This window comes from Acidianus brierleyi (assembly GCF_003201835.2).
Classification (GTDB): Archaea; Thermoproteota; Thermoprotei_A; order Sulfolobales; family Sulfolobaceae; genus Aramenus; species Aramenus brierleyi.
Map to the genome: position 1 here is coordinate 2,015,629 of NZ_CP029289.2, position 15,665 is coordinate 2,031,293.

Sequence of the window (15,665 nt, forward strand, 5' to 3'; positions counted from 1 at the left end):
ATCAGTAATTTACTAATTTATAGGGGATTATATATTCTGCTGTCCATAATGAAATAGCAACTTTTATTGGTAAAAATATTATATCACCTGGATTTAGTACTTTATCCTTTATATTAATTTGTTTTGATACTTTACACATTATTCTATCTTTATTAAATACTATATTTCCAGTTAAAATTGATATATAAATATCCTTTAATTTTGAAAGAAAATCAAATACAAACGAGTCAAAATCAGAGCTTTTCAATTCATTTTCTATATATTTCCCTATTCTAACTTCAAAGATAGATTCTGCTATATCCTCATAAATTTTAATTTCTTTTTTATGAATTTCATCATTATACCTTAATCTAAGTTTTCTAAGTATTTCTATATCTTTAGATAAATTGTCCAAAGATATAGACGACAAATTTTCATTTTTTAATTCTTCAGCTAAAATTTCATCTAACATACAAAGTCACTTCTCCAAGATTTTTTAACGTGGAATATATTGCTATAGACGTTTCAAGTTTTATAGGAGTATTTTTATAAAACTTTATTTTATTACCTAAGAGATTAAACTCTCCACTAATAAAGGGCTTGAAGACTGAAAATCCTGTAAAAGGAGAAAGATCTTTATTAAATGAAAACTTGAGTATGTCATCAATTTGTTTTACTATTAACCCTGATTTCCCATGTAAAGATCCAGGAATTCTGATTAATCTTTTAGTATCGATAGTTACTTGCTCATCTATTTCTACACCTTTTTTGTTCTTAGCCAATCTTCCGGGCCATCCAGGATCGCAAGGCTTGCCCTGATATTTAGGAACATTAAAACCCATTACGTATTCAGATATTTCCTTTCTAGCGTCAGAATTTAATAGTGCACAGTCTCCAGAACATTCTATGATAACGTGAAATCCCCTATTACCAGAAAAATATATTTTAGGCTTAAAATCAAAATCTTCTTTCAATATATCTACAAGGTCTATTGTTTTATCTTTTGTTATATTAATACATTCTTCAGTTATTTCCATATATTCTATAGTTTGAGATCCATCTTTTGGACATTTATCTCCAGAAACGTAATCACCGCAGACTGGACAAAAATTGAATTTTCTTACGTTGCAGAAATGATCAGCGTCTAAATCAAATTGTATATCAGCTCCCATCCATCCCTTTTCTTCCATATCTTTTGCCGAAGGCATTTGATATTTTGCTGAAGAGTAAAAGAGATGTAAAGGCAACGTTTTAGTTATAAATGATCTGAGCTCTATCTCATTGTTAAATGATAAATGTCTGACATACGTAGGAGAATCAAAAGGTTGAAAAGCAAATTCTCTAAGTTCCATATCAAAAGGTAATTCTAAATTAGCCTTTTCATAATATTCCCTAAATAAAGTCTTAACTAAATTATTCAACCCTTGGTGCAATGTAAAAATCACCATAACCTCCTTGAGGTAGCTCAAAGTGAAGCTTCAATGGTAATTGCGATCCAAAAAGAAGTTGTACTGTATCTGAGGGTTTTCTCATCTTAGTTGTATTTAAGATATATTCTATGCCATAATTACCGGTAGCGTCACTTCCTTCAGACTCTATTAAGCCTCCATTATCTACAGATAACTCTATCTTAGAAGATCCCATATCTCCAGTAACTTCAAAATAAAGTTTACCTCCTTCTGAACTTATAGTTATAGAGTCACCTAAATTAGCTAAGCTTTCTATAACGTCAGCAAATGTTACTGTTAACAGTTTTGCCTTAAATGGAAATTCTAAATTTATAGAAGGATTTTGTTGCTCTTGTGTTGTCAAGATAGGTAAAGAGAATATTCTTTCAAAATCGTCATTAATATCTATTTTTATTTTTTCTTGCGCAGTCTCTATTATTACTGAATCGTTTTTTCCTACTCTTCTCATTACTCCATTAATATCCTCAAGACTTACTCCATATGTTTCCTTTTCCTCAGATTCAAATTCTTCAAAATAAGCAGAAGGTAAAAATATGTCAATAAATACTACTCGCGAAGGATCTATGCCAGATACCTTTATTCCGTCTTTTGTGCTTATTATTGTTGCATCATCCATGAAGTCTCCTAATGTCTTAAAAATGTACGAAATTGCTGATGCATCGACTGCCTTAAATTTCATGATTTTATATAACAATTTTAAAGAGTATAAAGTTTAGGGGTCTTTATAATCTAGGGCTATTTTCTTCTGTCAGATAATCTTCTCCTCCAGCTAGTATTCTCTGTATTATTGCGTAAAGTTCATCGAATCCTATATTCTTTGTTGCAGAAACTGGTATTGGCGGATTATCTAGATTTTCTACAATAGTTCTTACTAACTCAAATGAGTAATCATCTACTACTCCTAATTCATCTATTAATTCTTCACCTTCTCCCCATGATGATATCTTAGCGGACTCTTTTTCATTTAATAAATCAATCTTTGATAACGCATCTATTTGAGGTAAGTTTAATCTGAATTTTATTGCACTTGATAGTAGCAATAAGGATACATAACTTCTTGCTTCTTTAGCTAAAAATGAATCCATAAGAAAGACGTTTACTGCTTTATTCTCTCCAGATATTAAAGAAGATATTATTCTTCCAGTATCCCTATACGCAAAGAGTTCAACTTGACCTGGTGTATCAACTAGCACATAATTTGCTTCTATATTATCTATGTCTTTTTTTATTTCTGCAGCCTTTGTAAGCACTAAATCTATAGATGCTATTAATGAGGAATTTGGACCTAGATTATATTTTTCCATAACTTCCAATGCATCAACATAATCTCTTATGTCAAAATCTGGCGCATAAGGTAATTGTTCTACTGCAGGATCTAAATTTATAACTGCGGTATCTAATCCTAATTGAAGAAGATAATCTTGAAATTCCTTTACCATTGTAGTCTTTCCAGCACCGGCTGTTCCAGTGAAGAATATAAAGTACATAATGTCTATTCTCGACTTTTAATCTTAAAAACTTCTTTGAAAAACTATAGATATGATTATAGTAGGAGGACCGGCAGCAAACGGTATTGATGAGAAAATTTCTAAGATTTTAAAGTACGATCTCGTTAAGGTTGAGCATAAGATATTTCCTGATGGAGAATCGTATATAAGATTTCCAAAATCTTTGGAAAACGAAGAAGTAGCTATTGTTCAATCTACGTATTATCCTCAAGATAAGCATCTGATTGAGTTATTTCTAATGATAGAGACAGCAAGAGATATGGGGGCATCTAAAGTTTCCGCAATTGTTCCATATTTAGCTTATTTAAGACAAGATAGACGATTTAAAGATGGAGAATCTCTCAGTATAAAAACTGTCTTAGGAATATTAAACGATGTTGGATGTGACAGTTTAATAGTAGTAGAACCTCATAAGATAGACGCATTAAAATACTTCAATGGTGAAATAAAGATAATTGATCCAATACCTGCGCTAGCTAGAGAAATTAGGAAAGAAGTAGAAAATCCTTTTGTATTGGCTCCGGATAGAGGTGCCTTAAATAGAGCAGAAAGATTGGCTAAAGAACTTAATGCACCATTTACACATATAGAGAAAGAAAGAGATAGAACTACAGGGGAAGTAAGAATTAAAGAATTGCCAACAGATAATTTTACTGGTAAAGATGTAATTTTAATAGATGACATAATAAGTACTGGTGGTACACTGGAATTGGCGTCTATTACGTCGTACAAATTAGGTGCAAAAAAAGTAATAGCTGCGGCTGCTCATACTTTATTAGTTAATAATGCTTTAGATAGACTGAAAAAAGCTGGTGTTAAAGACATTATTGGGACTAATTCCGTAAAAGTCGAAGCAGAAATTAAAATTGCAGATATATCTGATCTAATAGCTGTAAAGCTATGAAATATGCGTTGCTTAGTGCTGAAGAATTATTCGTTTCGATGGCAGAAATCTCGTCCTTAGTAAAATCTAAAATATCGTTTTTTACTGGAGTAGCAATATTTAATGATTATAATGCAAGTATTGCTAAACATTCTTCTACAATTAAGTATTCTGGAGAACTTGTTTCAATATCGGATAATCCAGAAGATATTATAGAAAAGATAAAAGGAGAATGTTTTTCGGTTAAGCCGAATATCATAATGAATTCTCAAAAAGATAAATTTAATGAGATATATAACAAAATATTAGATAGTATAAAGCTATCAAGAAAATGTAAGATATTAGATCTAATATTTACGGATGGGGTTATTATAGCTGGCATTAGAGAAGATGAAAGGGATACAAAAAGCTTGAATATGCACGCTAAGAAACCTTTTTCTCAATCTGGTACTATGGATTCTTATACTTCTCGATTATTGGTTAATCTTGCTAGCCCTAAGAAGCAAGTTTTAGATCCCTTTGTAGGTGTCGGTTCAATACTTTTAGAAGCCGCATGGATCGGGTATACATGCATAGGAAGCGACATAGATAAAAAAATGATAGATAAAACTAGATATAATCTGAATTACTTTGGTTATAATTGTGAAATTTTAGAGTCTTCTGCAACTAATTTGCCTTATAGAGAAGTAGAAAGTATAGTAACCGATCCACCTTATGGAAGATCTTCTAGTGCTAAAGGAGAAAAACTAGATAAATTATACGAAGATTTTTTCTTTGAATCAGCTAATAGTTTGAAAAAAGGCGGAAAGTTAGTTTTTGCTTCAGACTCTACTAGGGATTGGAGGGACAAAATAAAATCTAGTGGACTTAAAGTCCAAGCTGTTCACTTTATTTATTTGCATAAAAGTTTGAGTAGGGCTATTTATGTGGTGATAAAACCTTGATCGAAATTTATTTTTTAGGTACAGGTGGAGGAGCTCCTTCAAAAAGAAAATTACCTGCATATCTTATAAGGCGAAATGGATTTAGTGCTCTCTTTGATTGTGGAGAAGGCACACAAATAACAATGATAGATCATGGAATAAGCATTATGTCTATTAAATTAATAGCTATAACTCATTTGCACGCTGATCATGTTATGGGAGTTCCTTCTATTATTCAAACTATGGCAATGTATAGTAGAACTGATAAGCTTTATATAATGGGTCCAAGAAAAATTCAAGAATTTCTTAAAGCTAGTTTTGAAGGAACGTATTTTTGCCCTTCTTTTCCTATAGAGTTCATTGATCAATACGAAGATAATGAGATAACTATAAGACCTTTTAAAACAAAGCACGTTATTCCATCTCAAGGATATATTTTTCAGGAAAAAGAGAAAGTGAATATAGATAAGGAAAGAATTCAAAGAGATGGTATTAAAGACTGGAGAATAATAAAAGATTTAAAATCTGGAAAAGAAGTAAAAATTGGAAATAGAATCCTTAGGCCAGAAGATTATCTTATTAAAAAAGAAGGATATAAGATATCATATACTGGAGATACTTCAGGTTATGATAATGTAATAAAATCCGTGAAGGATTCGGATCTACTTTTGCATGATTCAACATTCTTAGATGATATAAATGCTGAAGAATATGGACATTCTACAGTTTCCATCGCTGCAAGAATTGCTCTAGACGCTAATGTAAAAAGACTTGGTTTAATACATATTAGTGGAAGATATGAAAATCTGTGTATTTTTGAAGAAATATCAAGAAAAATTTTTGAAAAATCTTTTGTACCTAAAGATCTTTCATATTATCTTTTTCGTTAGGTATAGGATTCTCCCAAAGAGGTTGGCCTTTTGACGTTTTTGGTGCTAGCCAATCTATTACTTTCATAGGCTCTTTATATTCTATAGTTACTATTATTGGACCTAAAGGAGATTCTTTTTCTTCATCTATAAAGGATATTATTCCAACACTTGCGGCTTGTTTATGAAGCATAAAAGTTATTGTATCGTCTTCTATTCCCTTAATTAAGTATTTTCTTGCTACATCTAGAATTCTTTCCTCTCGTAATATCTTATGAAATTTTTTTAAGCTAGCCAAAGAGTATGCTTCTTCTATCAGTAGCTTATTTAATTCTCTTTCCTCGATGATAATTTTCTCGTAGTCAAAGAAAGTTGCTATAGCGACTTTTATCTTATCTTCATCCTCTGATGGCCTTATTTCAGCCATCACGGTAATTTTAGTCATCTCAAAATCCTTTCTATAATATCTGTAGACTTCTTCTTAAATTCCTCTACTGTAGAATCGTTTACTACTACATAATCAGCCATTGCAATAACTCCGCCTATACCCAGAGAAATTTCATCAAGATCTCTTTTCCTTAAAATATTTACGTCTGTAGAGTCATCGGCTCTCATACGTGCAGTCATTCTACTATATCTTAACTGTGGCGATGCATGAATAGCGACAATTAAAGGTTCACCTATTCTCTTAAACTCTTCTACCTCCGCTAAGCTCCTTACTCCCTCAAAAGCTATTTTAGTAGTAGATTGAGTTATTTCTTCTATAGATAATCTTGCGACAACTCCGTCTCCATATATTTCTCTTATTCTTTTTGCATAATCCATTAATCTTTCTCCATATTTAGCGTCTTTTTCGTATCTTTTTCTTAGAGCGTCACCCATAGATATTACTGTGAAACCTTTTTCTTTCAATAAATTTGCAAAGAGAGTTTTTCCTGAACCTGGCATTCCTGTTATAAGAATTACTTTAATTATTGACCACCTAATTTTTTTGTTTAGAGGTTTAAAAGCATGAGGCTATTTATAGCTGTAGAAATTAAACAAATTCCTACTATTTTATCATTGATTAATAGTATAAAACAAACTAATGCTGACGTAAAGTTAGTTGATCCAGAGAATATACATTTAACATTAGCGTTTCTTGGAGAAGTGGAAGATTTGAAGTTGAGCAGAATTGAAGACTCAATGAATTCTGTAAAATTCTCTAAATTCAATATAGTTCTACGTGGTACTGGCGCATTTCCTAGTATATCTAGACCAAGAGTTGTATGGATAGGAATAGAGAAAGGTTTCAATAATATGAAAGATATAAGGGCACAATTAGTGAGTAATCTTAAGTTGAATGGTATAAAACCAGAGGATGATAAGGAATTTGTACCTCACATCACAATAGGTAGAGTTAAGGGTCCTAGAAATTTATCTGAACTAAGTAGTTTTATAATAAAAAATGCTAATGAGTTATATGGAGAAATGGAAGTAAACGAGATAAAACTGTTTAAAAGCACATTAACGCCCAAGGGTCCTATATATGAAGTCTTATACGCAATTAGAGCAAATAATTAATGAGGTACTAAGTAGAATAAAACCTACGGAGGAAGATGAGGAAAAAGTTCTAGAGAAAGCAAACGAAGTTATAGCTCATTTAAAGGGATTTGATGTACAGATACACGGTTCATTTAGAAAAGGAACGTGGTTAAAAGATGATGCAGATGTTGATGTTTTTGTATTTTTTCCCAAGAATGTAGGAAAAGAATATTTAGAAAAAGACGCTTTAAAGATTCTTAAAGATAGGCTTTCAGATTTTGATATAACTATAGCCTATGCAGAACATCCTTATTTAATAGTTAATAACAAAGGAATCGAAATAGATATAGTTCCAGGAATTAAAGTGGAAAGTGGAGATAAAGCTATAACTGCTGTAGATAGGACACCTTTTCATACGGAATTTATTTCTACACATCTTACCGAATCTCAAAAAGATGATGTAAGAGTCTTAAAAAGATTTATGAAAGGAATTGGTGTATATGGTGCAGAGATTAAAATACAAGGTTTTTCAGGCTACGTTAATGAACTTTTGATAGTAAAATATGGCAGTTTTTTAAATGTTGTAGAGAACGCAAAAAAATGGAAAGTACCAGTATTAATAGACCTGGTTAAACCACAGAAAAATTTTGATGCTCCAGTAATTATTCCTGATCCTGTAGATCCCAAGAGAAATGCAGCAGCTGCGGTTTCATTAAATAGTCTGGCAAAATTTGTTATAGCATGTAATTATTTTTCTAAGAATCCATCTATTTCGTTCTTTTACCCTCCAGAATCTCCTTCCGATATAATAAAGGGTGATATATTAGTTACCAAGATCTATATAAAAGAGAGAGCAGTTGAAGATCTCTTATGGGGTCAGATCTATAAAAATATAGATAAAATTAGGAACGAATTACGCGTATCTGGATTTAATGTAATGGATATAAAGGCTTATGGTAACTCTGAAATTGTTACTATAGCTATACAACTAGAATCTAAAAATATAGGGAAATACTATGTAAATCATGGCCCATTATTTTATATGATGAACGCTGTTGAAAAATTCATAAAGGATAATACAAATGTTTGGGTAGGTGAAGATGGAAGATTATATTCATTAAAAGAAAGGAAAGAAACTAACGCTGAAGAAATAGTTAAGAACTCGATATCGCTAAAATATACTTACAAATTAGAACAATACTGGTTAGAAAAGGAGCCAAGTGAACCATGTCTGAAAGAGTTTTTGAGAAAGACTCCAAGCTGGTTGATATAAAGTATTTTATTTATCCTAGTTACGATTACGATATTTACAGGGAACTCTTGGAAAACGGAATAAAGTATGCGTACTCTTTTGGCGATCTAAACTTAGGTAAGGTTAAAGTTATAGGTAAGGGCAAAACAGGCATAGTTGCCTTAATATCAAGTAATAGAGTAATTAAAATAAGACGAAGTGATTCACCTAAAGAAACGCTGGAATTAGAAGCTAAAATTCAGCAACGCGCATTTCCTTCGTCACCTAAAATATATCATTACGGTAAAAATTTTATAATAATGGATTATATAGAAGGTCGCAAACTTAGAAGGAATGACAGATCATATCTAATAGATTTACTTAAAAGAGCTAAGTACCTTGAAGATGTTTACATTGAACATATGGAGTTATCAAGACCCTGGAGCAATGTTATTGTTAGTACTGAAAGAACATATATAATAGATTATGATTCTGCGTCTTTCAAAGAGAAACCATATAATGTAACCAAAATTCTTTCTGCTTTTAAATTGAATGATATAGCTAAAGAATATAAATTGGGAAAGTTGGATTTTGATAAAATAATTTCTATTTTGTCATAGGATAGATTTTCTTTTTTAACGAAATTTTGATCTCTCCAACGTTAGGAATTCCCAAAGGATGGCCACATTTAGGGCATCTACCACCATAAATTGATTTTATCTCTGACGGCGTTCTCACTCCATAAAAGTCTTGTCCAACTTTCTCAAATTTATATAATTCATATCCACAATTTTTACATCTGTACTTTACAGGAATTTTTTCCACCTATTAAAGAACATGGAATAGATACGTTTTATAAATTCCACCCGTTTTACCAAATAACGTATTATGGGGTATGATGTAGTTTTTATAATTTAAAAGGGAGAGAGAGTAGGCCGAAAGTAAAAATATTATGATACGCATAACTTTTAAATGTAAGAGATCCTTTTTCTATTATACGGGGCCGTAGTCTAGCATGGACTAGGATGCCAGCCTGGGGATAAATTCCCTAGCCACCAGAACGCTGGTGGTCCCGGGTTCAAATCCCGGCGGCCCCACCTATTTTTCGTTGAATTATTCTTATGCTTAATAGCAAAACTATGCCTATAGTAATCATTATTGCTGATGCAGTAACTGCTACTTTAGGTCCATAATATCCAAAGTACTCATAGATTAAAATTGGTGCAGGAGTTACACCGTTAAATGGCGGATTTAAAACGTAGTAAGCAATAATAGCTATAGATCCAAACTCACTCATTGCTCTAGACATGGCTATTAGCAAAGAAGTTATCATTCCTTTATAAGACATCGGCATAACAACTGAAAATAATGTTCTAAGTTCTCCTGCACCTAAGCTTCTGGCATAATTTTCGTGCGATCTAGGTAATGAATCAAAAAATCCTTTAAGACTTTGTATGTAAATTGGTGCGGAAACGATAACCAGTGCAGCAGTTAAGCCAGGGTATGAATCAAAGAAATTTATTCCTAATTTTTCTAGAAAAATACCTATAGGAGTATAAGGACTATCTAAGAATACTAATGCTACACCAACTATAGGATGAGGAATAGATGCAGGAACATTTGCTAGAGAATCAGCTAAGAAATCATTATTTCTAGAAAGGTAATACGATAGTGGTGTAAATAGAATGAAATCTACAAAGACTGCAGTAGCAGAAGAAATTAATGTAAGAATCACACCATCAATAAAAGACATAGAAAACGCTTGGGGGGACTTAAATACAAAAAATCCCATATATATTAAAATAAGCACCGGAACTGCTAAAATTAGAGATAAAAAAATTCCTAATAACTTTAGGATGCTCATAACGATCCTGCTATCTTAAGATATCCTTCTGAAATTAATTTTGCTATTTGTGGTGGTACAGCGGTTGAATTAAATAATAATGCTGGATGTAATGGAGTTAGTCCATATTTACTTAATAAAGTAGAATTTTCTATTGTAAATGTTACGAACTGTAAAGCTTCTTGATAATTATTAGTAACCTTCGGTATAGTTATAAAGAGGTATATTGGTTCTCCATGTACTATTCCAGTATTTAGTTTGTAAGTAAAGTTATAATAGAAGTTAGAGTCAGCTACACAACCTAGGTTTAATTTATTTGGTAATGATATATATTCTAAGTGTTTTGCTATTGCAGCAGATTTATATATGAAAAGGAAATTTATATGCCCTGTGTCTAAAGCTGAAACGAAATCAGCAGCATTCGGTTCTGTGACATTTCCCTTATTATAGAGCATCCTATTGAAATAATATGTTTCATTATGATGATACAAATATCCTGCTATCTCTAAGATTATCCAAGCTCTAAAACCGGCTGGGTCAACGTTGGGATTAGATATTCCTACGCTAACCTTTCCGCTAGTTAGTACCTGGAAAAATGCAGACCAGTTACCTGAGTTAGCGTAATTAAGTGCTTCTTTAGCGTAATTATTGTTTATACTTGTATTAGTATATGCTATGGCCATATGGTCTGCTACGAAGGCTATAGCCCAACCTGGATTATCTTTTCCTAAATCTGTTACAGCTCCTAGCGCTACTGGTGTAAAAACGGTAACTCCAGATTTATTTCCTTCAATGCAAATTTCATGAGCTAATCCGAAGGATCCTCCTCCTTTTGGTGTAAGAACTGGTATTCCATATTTAGACCTAAAAGCGTTTAATAGTGTTTGAGCTTCTGCAGTATATGCATCGGCACTCCATACGGATATGGGAGTTGCGGTCTTTGTTGTCGTCTTAGGATATAATTCATATATGGCAATTCCCATTAAAATTATAACAATGACTATTATACCTATTAAAGCTGTCTTATTCATTGTTAATAAAGAATATATAATAGTTAAAAATATTTCTATCCTATAATATATAAGTATAGATTTATTTCTAACTAAACCATTTACTTACTATTCTGTAAGTTATTGATTGCATTACGTTAGATAATTTAAGAAAATAAGGCTCTATTTTAAGTCTAGAAGGGACATAAATCTCTCTTTTCCCAGTCTTTATACTTTTTATTACCGCATTAGCAACCTTTTCTGGTTCTACTGAAAACTTATCAAACGAGTTTTTAACTCCATTAAAGGACGGATGCGAAGTAAAGTTAGTCCTTACTGGACCAGGATATATACCAGATACTTTTACTCCGTATTTTCTAGCTTCTGCCCATAGACCATTAGTAAAACTGGCTAATGCTGCCTTTGTAGCAGAATAGACTAAAAGTTTAGGAGAAGATACATATGCCGCTTCAGAAATGATATTTACTATATTACCCTTTTTTCTTTCTATCATAGATGGTAATAAAAATTTTGTAAAATAAATTGTACCCAGAAAATTTGTTCTAACCATATATTCTTCTTCATCTAATGACGTTTCTTTGAATGAACCATATATTCCAAATCCAGCATTATTAACAATTACGTCTACAAAAGAAAATTCACCCAAAATTTTATCAACTATATCTTTTACTGCAATTTTATCAGAAACGTCTACTTTAAATTTTATATCTCCAAAATCAGGTTCAGATCTTGATATAGAAACGATTGTGTATCCATAATTTTTTAATTTTAACGCGGTGCACTTACCTATTCCTTTAGAAGCACCAGTTATTATTGCTATCATTTGAAATTTCTAAGAATAGTAAAGTTAAGAACTTTTTTCCAATTTTAGGACACTATTTAAATCATTTATCTTCCTTACTTTGTTCTCAATGACAATGGCATAAAGGATATTATTTATAAAGATTTTATATTTACACTTTGTTTTTTTGATTTTTATTTTTAAAATTGAGAATTTAGGTCCTACCATCTCAAATTCCCATTCCTCAGGAATAATATCTCCTCCATTTTCTTCACATACATTGAAAGCTTCTATTTCCGATTCTTTTACTAATCTAATAATATCATCACAATCTGATAAATTATAAGGCCTTTCCATTCTAATTCACTTTAAAGCCGCGGCCGGGATTTGAACCCGGGACCTCTGCCTGCCCAGAAATTTACCAGGGCAGCGCTCCAGCCACGCTGAGCTACCGCGGCAATTAAAAATCTTACATAAAAGCATTTAAAGTTTTTACTCTGATAAGTATAGCTAAGAATATTTTATATATTCGTCGTAAATAATAAGAGCCATAAATGAGTTCAATTACAGTTTCTTTAAAAAGACCTAGGTTAAGGATACGCAAGCTATTTTAGAATTTTTAGTTTTTATTTCCTCTCTAGTTTTTAAAAGCTCATGTACGAATGAGGAAAAATGGATGATTTAAAACTAGTAAGAATAATAATTGATATATTACAAGATAACATGCCAGAAGACTGTGCAGAAATAATGGAAAAATACTACGAAATGATACTTAAAGATATTAAAGATAGGGGTTTGAATTACACTTTAAGAAAGTGGTTTTATAAAGACGATGAAGAGGTTTTACTGATCCAATGAACCTAACGCGTCATTTATCTCTAGTGAAGCTTCTTCCACATCTTTAATGGAGTCTATAGAACGCCAGTATGCGTTTTCAAATTTCATTCCCTTTAAAAGACCTTTAGAAGCTAATTGAGGAAAAGTAGTTTTTTCCATATCTCCTTTTTCTGGCAAATATTCGAATATTCTTGAAGTAAATAAGTATATTCCTGCATTTATCCAAAAGTCTTTTAGAATTGGTTTTTCTACAAATTTACTTATTTTATCATCAGAAGTTTCTACTACCCCATAAGGACTTCTTAGAGGCACAAGAGATATAGTAGCTACTGCATTTTCACATGATAATTTACTTACATTAATATTTGTTATTATATCTCCATTAATTACAATAAATTTCTCGTCCACTATTTCTTTAGCTTTATATATAGCTCCTCCAGTACCTAAAGGTTCATTTTCAGTTATGTGAATGAAATTTACTCCTAATCTGCTTTCATTTTCAGTTAACCAGTTAATTAAAGCCTCTTTTTTGTATCCTTCTAGAACTACAAAAGTTTTTATTCCCATTTTTTTTAGCCATAATACTTGCCATTCTATTATAGGTCTATTTGCAATCTCAACTAATGGTTTTGGTTTATCATCAGTTAATGGTCTTAATCTTTTTCCAAAACCGCCTGCTAAAATAACAGCTTTCATTACATACTAAAGATTTTTCAAAATTTTAAACATTTTCGGGATATTTTATACCTTCAATTTCAAGTAATTTTCTTTTTATTTCTACGCCTCTAGAATAACCTCCTATATTCTTTTCTCCTACAATTCTATGACAAGGTATTATTAACAAAACTGGATTCTTGGAAAGTGCAACTCCTACTGCTCTTGGAGAACTATCTATTGCTAACGCTATTTCTTTATATGTTTTTATTCTTCCCCACGGTACTTTCATAGTTTCTTTAAATACTCTTAATCTAAATTGGTTAACATTTAGCGATAAAGGTTCTTTAAGATCGACTTTTTCTCCTTCAAAATATTTGTCTAATTTATAGAAAAAGTCTGTAAACAATGAATTATCTAAAGATTCTTTTTCTATACACTCACAGAAATCTAGCATCAAAAAGCCTTTTTCATCTTTTGCTACTGTTATAGGACCTAGAGGACTCCTATATAGTCCATAAAATATCATTTAAGTAACTCAACTGCGGAGTTATTTAAATCTCTGTTTAATATCTCCTTTGATAATGCATTAATGAACTTTTCAGAATCCACGTTTCTTATTTCTATGTTACCTCTAGCTCTTATAGTTATTTTATTCTCAGAAGCTTCTCTTTTTCCAACAATTATTATGTAAGGTACACCATCATCATAGGCTCTTTTTATTCTCTTTGCTAATGTATCTTCAGTATCAAGTTCTGCTCTAATCCTAAGAGACATTAACTTGTTAAATATACTTTCTGCGTAATTTTTAACATCTTCATTAATAGGTAATACTCTAACTTGAACAGGGGAAATCCATGTTGGGAGCTTTCCTTTGTAATGTTCTAATAATATTGCCATTATTCTTTCTAAAGATCCATAAATAGCCCTATGTACCATTACTGGTCTTTTCTTATTACCATCTTTATCAACGTATTCTAATTTAAATCTCTCCGGAAGATTAAAATCTACTTGTATAGTAGATAATTGCCACCATCTCCCTAGACTATCTCTTATATCGAAATCTATTTTAGGACCATAAAAAGCTCCTTCTTTTTCTTTTAATATGTAGTTTAATTTTAGCTCTCCTAGTGCATCAGATAAACTTTTAGTAGCTTTTTCCCATTGTTCCTCAGTTCCTATACTCTCGTCCGGTCTAGTACTTAAATTAATTCTAACATCGTCTCCCTTAAATCCTAATTTTGCTAAAACTTCCAGTGTCTTTTTAACCAAATTTTTAATTTCGTCCTTTAACTGATCTTCTCTCAAAAATATATGTCCATCATCTTGCGTAAAGCCTCTAATCCTAAGAAGTCCATATAATTCGCCTTTTTTCTCCCATCTATATACATTTCCAAACTCTGAGAACCTTATAGGAAGATCTTTATAACTTCTAGATTTAGATTTGTATATTAGTATATGGGCTGGGCAGTTCATAGGCTTTATTCCGAGTTCGTCGTCATCATGTTCAAATATAAGCATTTTATCCTTATACATTTCGTAATGGCCACTTATTTTCCAAAGTATGGTTCTATACACATGAGTAGTATAAACTTCTTGATATCCCATTGAATTGTTTATTTCTCTCATGTATTCTATTAACTCATTTCTTATTAACTGTCCTTTAGGATGATAGAGAACTAATCCAGGTCCAGCCTCGTCAGGAAAACTGAATAAATCCATTTTCTCTCCAAGAATTCTATGATCAGTTTCAGAAGCCTTCTCAAACCAATTCAAATAATCTTTAAGTTGTTCTTCAGTTTCGAAAGCTACTCCTCTTATTCTTACATATTGCTTATCTGGAGTTGGATGATGTACTGAAATATTAAGAATTTCAAAAAATTTAGGATTACCGGAAGGTTTTACATCAGAATCTATATTTATTTTGAATTTTCCATAAATTACATTATTACCTTGTAATTCAAAATTATAGTCCTTATATAGCGCATATTTTTTTGCTTCTTCAAGACTAATGGAATTATCAGATTCTATATCTACATAAAAATCTCTTTCACCTAAACCCACATCTACAGCTTTTTTATTATCATTTAACAAATTAATGGCTATTATTATTCCGCCCTTAAGCCATAAAGCCTTATACTCTTCCATACTAGG

22 protein-coding genes and 2 tRNA genes are annotated in these 15,665 nt (G+C 31.5%); 9 read left to right on the top strand and 15 right to left on the bottom strand.

Annotated features, from left to right (window positions below; genetic code table 11):
- Nucleotide 1: 1 nt before the first annotated feature.
- The 4 genes from gins15 to DFR85_RS27035 are packed head-to-tail and all read right to left on the bottom strand — an operon-like array spanning nucleotide 2 to nucleotide 2,935.
- Entirely contained in the window at nucleotides 2–451 is a 450-nt protein-coding gene (gins15, locus tag DFR85_RS27020; protein WP_110270957.1) for a DNA replication protein Gins15, read from the bottom strand.
- On the bottom strand, nucleotides 441–1,427 hold the full coding sequence (priS, locus tag DFR85_RS27025; protein WP_110270958.1) for a DNA primase small subunit PriS: 987 nt from the start codon (nucleotides 1,425–1,427) through the stop codon (nucleotides 441–443). The genes gins15 and priS overlap by 11 nt, the downstream gene beginning before the upstream one ends.
- Complete coding sequence (locus DFR85_RS27030; protein WP_110270959.1) at nucleotides 1,393–2,127, bottom strand: DNA polymerase sliding clamp; 735 nt, start codon at nucleotides 2,125–2,127, stop codon at nucleotides 1,393–1,395. Before DFR85_RS27030 ends, priS begins: the two co-directional genes overlap by 35 nt.
- A 43-nt stretch (nucleotides 2,128–2,170) precedes the next feature.
- Complete coding sequence (locus tag DFR85_RS27035; protein ID WP_110270960.1) at nucleotides 2,171–2,935, bottom strand: ATP/GTP-binding protein; 765 nt, start codon at nucleotides 2,933–2,935, stop codon at nucleotides 2,171–2,173.
- A 52-nt stretch (nucleotides 2,936–2,987) separates the two neighbouring features.
- On the opposite strand from DFR85_RS27035, the gene prs reads away from it, so the two are divergent.
- Genes prs through DFR85_RS27050 form a run of 3 tightly spaced genes read left to right on the top strand, consistent with a single transcriptional unit; the run spans nucleotide 2,988 to nucleotide 5,652 of the window.
- Nucleotides 2,988–3,860: a ribose-phosphate diphosphokinase gene (prs, locus tag DFR85_RS27040; protein ID WP_110270961.1), complete on the top strand. Its 873-nt coding sequence runs from the start codon at nucleotides 2,988–2,990 to the stop codon at nucleotides 3,858–3,860.
- On the top strand, nucleotides 3,857–4,783 hold the full coding sequence (locus DFR85_RS27045; protein ID WP_110270962.1) for a TRM11 family SAM-dependent methyltransferase: 927 nt from the start codon (nucleotides 3,857–3,859) through the stop codon (nucleotides 4,781–4,783). The genes prs and DFR85_RS27045 overlap by 4 nt, the downstream gene beginning before the upstream one ends.
- Complete coding sequence (locus DFR85_RS27050) at nucleotides 4,780–5,652, top strand: ribonuclease Z (RefSeq protein WP_110270963.1); 873 nt, start codon at nucleotides 4,780–4,782, stop codon at nucleotides 5,650–5,652. The genes DFR85_RS27045 and DFR85_RS27050 overlap by 4 nt, the downstream gene beginning before the upstream one ends.
- Here the strand turns inward: DFR85_RS27050 and DFR85_RS27055 are convergent.
- Both DFR85_RS27055 and DFR85_RS27060 read right to left on the bottom strand, forming a co-directional pair.
- Nucleotides 5,621–6,076: an RNA-binding domain-containing protein gene (locus tag DFR85_RS27055; RefSeq protein ID WP_110270964.1), complete on the bottom strand. Its 456-nt coding sequence runs from the start codon at nucleotides 6,074–6,076 to the stop codon at nucleotides 5,621–5,623. The two genes, DFR85_RS27050 and DFR85_RS27055, sit on opposite strands and share 32 nt — an antisense overlap.
- The gene (locus DFR85_RS27060; RefSeq protein WP_281351090.1) at nucleotides 6,073–6,618 is read right to left on the bottom strand and encodes an AAA family ATPase; all 546 of its coding nucleotides are present in this window, start codon (nucleotides 6,616–6,618) and stop codon (nucleotides 6,073–6,075) included. The genes DFR85_RS27055 and DFR85_RS27060 overlap by 4 nt, the downstream gene beginning before the upstream one ends.
- A 24-nt stretch (nucleotides 6,619–6,642) precedes the next feature.
- On the opposite strand from DFR85_RS27060, the gene thpR reads away from it, so the two are divergent.
- Genes thpR through DFR85_RS27075 form a run of 3 tightly spaced genes read left to right on the top strand, consistent with a single transcriptional unit; the run spans nucleotide 6,643 to nucleotide 9,006 of the window.
- Entirely contained in the window at nucleotides 6,643–7,194 is a 552-nt protein-coding gene (gene thpR, locus DFR85_RS27065) for an RNA 2',3'-cyclic phosphodiesterase (RefSeq protein ID WP_110270966.1), read from the top strand.
- Nucleotides 7,160–8,428 (top strand): CCA tRNA nucleotidyltransferase, encoded by a 1,269-nt coding sequence (cca, locus tag DFR85_RS27070; protein ID WP_110270967.1) that lies wholly within the window; start codon nucleotides 7,160–7,162, stop codon nucleotides 8,426–8,428. The genes thpR and cca overlap by 35 nt, the downstream gene beginning before the upstream one ends.
- Nucleotides 8,416–9,006, top strand: coding sequence for a serine/threonine protein kinase (locus DFR85_RS27075; protein ID WP_110271875.1), 591 nt, complete (start codon nucleotides 8,416–8,418; stop codon nucleotides 9,004–9,006). The genes cca and DFR85_RS27075 overlap by 13 nt, the downstream gene beginning before the upstream one ends.
- Here DFR85_RS27075 and DFR85_RS27080 read toward each other — a convergent pair.
- Nucleotides 8,993–9,202: a glycine--tRNA ligase gene (locus DFR85_RS27080; protein ID WP_110271876.1), complete on the bottom strand. Its 210-nt coding sequence runs from the start codon at nucleotides 9,200–9,202 to the stop codon at nucleotides 8,993–8,995. The genes DFR85_RS27075 and DFR85_RS27080 overlap by 14 nt on opposite strands.
- Before the next feature lie 183 nt (nucleotides 9,203–9,385).
- On the opposite strand from DFR85_RS27080, the gene DFR85_RS27085 reads away from it, so the two are divergent.
- Nucleotides 9,386–9,483 (top strand) — tRNA-Pro (locus DFR85_RS27085).
- On the opposite strand, the gene DFR85_RS27090 is transcribed toward DFR85_RS27085, so the two are convergent.
- Complete coding sequence (locus DFR85_RS27090) at nucleotides 9,465–10,139, bottom strand: ABC transporter permease (RefSeq protein ID WP_246253075.1); 675 nt, start codon at nucleotides 10,137–10,139, stop codon at nucleotides 9,465–9,467. The genes DFR85_RS27085 and DFR85_RS27090 overlap by 19 nt on opposite strands.
- Here DFR85_RS27090 and DFR85_RS31955 point away from each other — a divergent pair.
- Nucleotides 10,072–10,269 carry a hypothetical protein gene (locus DFR85_RS31955; protein WP_246252872.1) on the top strand — a complete coding sequence of 66 codons (198 nt, stop codon included), beginning with the start codon at nucleotides 10,072–10,074 and terminating at the stop codon, nucleotides 10,267–10,269. The two genes, DFR85_RS27090 and DFR85_RS31955, sit on opposite strands and share 68 nt — an antisense overlap.
- Here DFR85_RS31955 and DFR85_RS27095 read toward each other — a convergent pair.
- The 4 genes from DFR85_RS27095 to DFR85_RS27110 form a co-directional block, all read right to left on the bottom strand.
- Nucleotides 10,247–11,260 carry an extracellular solute-binding protein gene (locus DFR85_RS27095; RefSeq protein ID WP_110270968.1) on the bottom strand — a complete coding sequence of 338 codons (1,014 nt, stop codon included), beginning with the start codon at nucleotides 11,258–11,260 and terminating at the stop codon, nucleotides 10,247–10,249. The two genes, DFR85_RS31955 and DFR85_RS27095, sit on opposite strands and share 23 nt — an antisense overlap.
- A gap of 67 nt (nucleotides 11,261–11,327) precedes the next feature.
- Entirely contained in the window at nucleotides 11,328–12,062 is a 735-nt protein-coding gene (locus DFR85_RS27100; protein WP_110270969.1) for an SDR family NAD(P)-dependent oxidoreductase, read from the bottom strand.
- 24 nt (nucleotides 12,063–12,086) lie between these two features.
- The gene (locus tag DFR85_RS27105) at nucleotides 12,087–12,377 is read right to left on the bottom strand and encodes a hypothetical protein (RefSeq protein WP_110270970.1); all 291 of its coding nucleotides are present in this window, start codon (nucleotides 12,375–12,377) and stop codon (nucleotides 12,087–12,089) included.
- Between the two features lie 15 nt (nucleotides 12,378–12,392).
- A tRNA-Thr gene (locus DFR85_RS27110) sits at nucleotides 12,393–12,478 on the bottom strand.
- A gap of 214 nt (nucleotides 12,479–12,692) precedes the next feature.
- Here DFR85_RS27110 and DFR85_RS27115 point away from each other — a divergent pair.
- Nucleotides 12,693–12,878, top strand: a complete 186-nt coding sequence (locus DFR85_RS27115) for a hypothetical protein (protein ID WP_110270971.1) — start codon at nucleotides 12,693–12,695, stop codon at nucleotides 12,876–12,878.
- Here the strand turns inward: DFR85_RS27115 and DFR85_RS27120 are convergent.
- From DFR85_RS27120 to thrS, 3 genes are read right to left on the bottom strand one after another with little or no spacing between them, the layout of a single operon-like run.
- Entirely contained in the window at nucleotides 12,864–13,553 is a 690-nt protein-coding gene (locus DFR85_RS27120; RefSeq protein ID WP_110270972.1) for a nucleotidyltransferase family protein, read from the bottom strand. The genes DFR85_RS27115 and DFR85_RS27120 overlap by 15 nt on opposite strands.
- Before the next feature lie 25 nt (nucleotides 13,554–13,578).
- Entirely contained in the window at nucleotides 13,579–14,040 is a 462-nt protein-coding gene (locus DFR85_RS27125) for a methylated-DNA--[protein]-cysteine S-methyltransferase (protein ID WP_110270973.1), read from the bottom strand.
- Complete coding sequence (gene thrS, locus DFR85_RS27130) at nucleotides 14,037–15,659, bottom strand: threonine--tRNA ligase (protein ID WP_110270974.1); 1,623 nt, start codon at nucleotides 15,657–15,659, stop codon at nucleotides 14,037–14,039. The genes DFR85_RS27125 and thrS overlap by 4 nt, the downstream gene beginning before the upstream one ends.
- Nucleotides 15,660–15,665: the final 6 nt, after the last annotated feature.

What these genes read in the sequence shown, in the direction of transcription:
- gins15 (WP_110270957.1), bottom strand. Translation starts at nt 451, where the DNA reads ATGTTAGATGAAATTTTAGCTGAAGAATTAAAAAATGAAAATTTGTCG.
- priS (WP_110270958.1), bottom strand. Translation starts at nt 1,427, where the DNA reads ATGGTGATTTTTACATTGCACCAAGGGTTGAATAATTTAGTTAAGACT.
- DFR85_RS27030 (WP_110270959.1), bottom strand. Translation starts at nt 2,127, where the DNA reads ATGAAATTTAAGGCAGTCGATGCATCAGCAATTTCGTACATTTTTAAG.
- DFR85_RS27035 (WP_110270960.1), bottom strand. Translation starts at nt 2,935, where the DNA reads ATGTACTTTATATTCTTCACTGGAACAGCCGGTGCTGGAAAGACTACA.
- prs (WP_110270961.1), top strand. Translation starts at nt 2,988, where the DNA reads ATGATTATAGTAGGAGGACCGGCAGCAAACGGTATTGATGAGAAAATT.
- DFR85_RS27045 (WP_110270962.1), top strand. Translation starts at nt 3,857, where the DNA reads ATGAAATATGCGTTGCTTAGTGCTGAAGAATTATTCGTTTCGATGGCA.
- DFR85_RS27055 (WP_110270964.1), bottom strand. Translation starts at nt 6,076, where the DNA reads ATGACTAAAATTACCGTGATGGCTGAAATAAGGCCATCAGAGGATGAA.
- thpR (WP_110270966.1), top strand. Translation starts at nt 6,643, where the DNA reads ATGAGGCTATTTATAGCTGTAGAAATTAAACAAATTCCTACTATTTTA.
- cca (WP_110270967.1), top strand. Translation starts at nt 7,160, where the DNA reads ATGAAGTCTTATACGCAATTAGAGCAAATAATTAATGAGGTACTAAGT.
- DFR85_RS31955 (WP_246252872.1), top strand. Translation starts at nt 10,072, where the DNA reads ATGAAATCTACAAAGACTGCAGTAGCAGAAGAAATTAATGTAAGAATC.
- DFR85_RS27090 (WP_246253075.1), bottom strand. Translation starts at nt 10,139, where the DNA reads ATGTCTTTTATTGATGGTGTGATTCTTACATTAATTTCTTCTGCTACT.
- DFR85_RS27095 (WP_110270968.1), bottom strand. Translation starts at nt 11,260, where the DNA reads ATGAATAAGACAGCTTTAATAGGTATAATAGTCATTGTTATAATTTTA.
- DFR85_RS27100 (WP_110270969.1), bottom strand. Translation starts at nt 12,062, where the DNA reads ATGATAGCAATAATAACTGGTGCTTCTAAAGGAATAGGTAAGTGCACC.
- DFR85_RS27105 (WP_110270970.1), bottom strand. Translation starts at nt 12,377, where the DNA reads ATGGAAAGGCCTTATAATTTATCAGATTGTGATGATATTATTAGATTA.
- DFR85_RS27115 (WP_110270971.1), top strand. Translation starts at nt 12,693, where the DNA reads ATGGATGATTTAAAACTAGTAAGAATAATAATTGATATATTACAAGAT.
- DFR85_RS27120 (WP_110270972.1), bottom strand. Translation starts at nt 13,553, where the DNA reads ATGAAAGCTGTTATTTTAGCAGGCGGTTTTGGAAAAAGATTAAGACCA.
- DFR85_RS27125 (WP_110270973.1), bottom strand. Translation starts at nt 14,040, where the DNA reads ATGATATTTTATGGACTATATAGGAGTCCTCTAGGTCCTATAACAGTA.
- thrS (WP_110270974.1), bottom strand. Translation starts at nt 15,659, where the DNA reads ATGGAAGAGTATAAGGCTTTATGGCTTAAGGGCGGAATAATAATAGCC.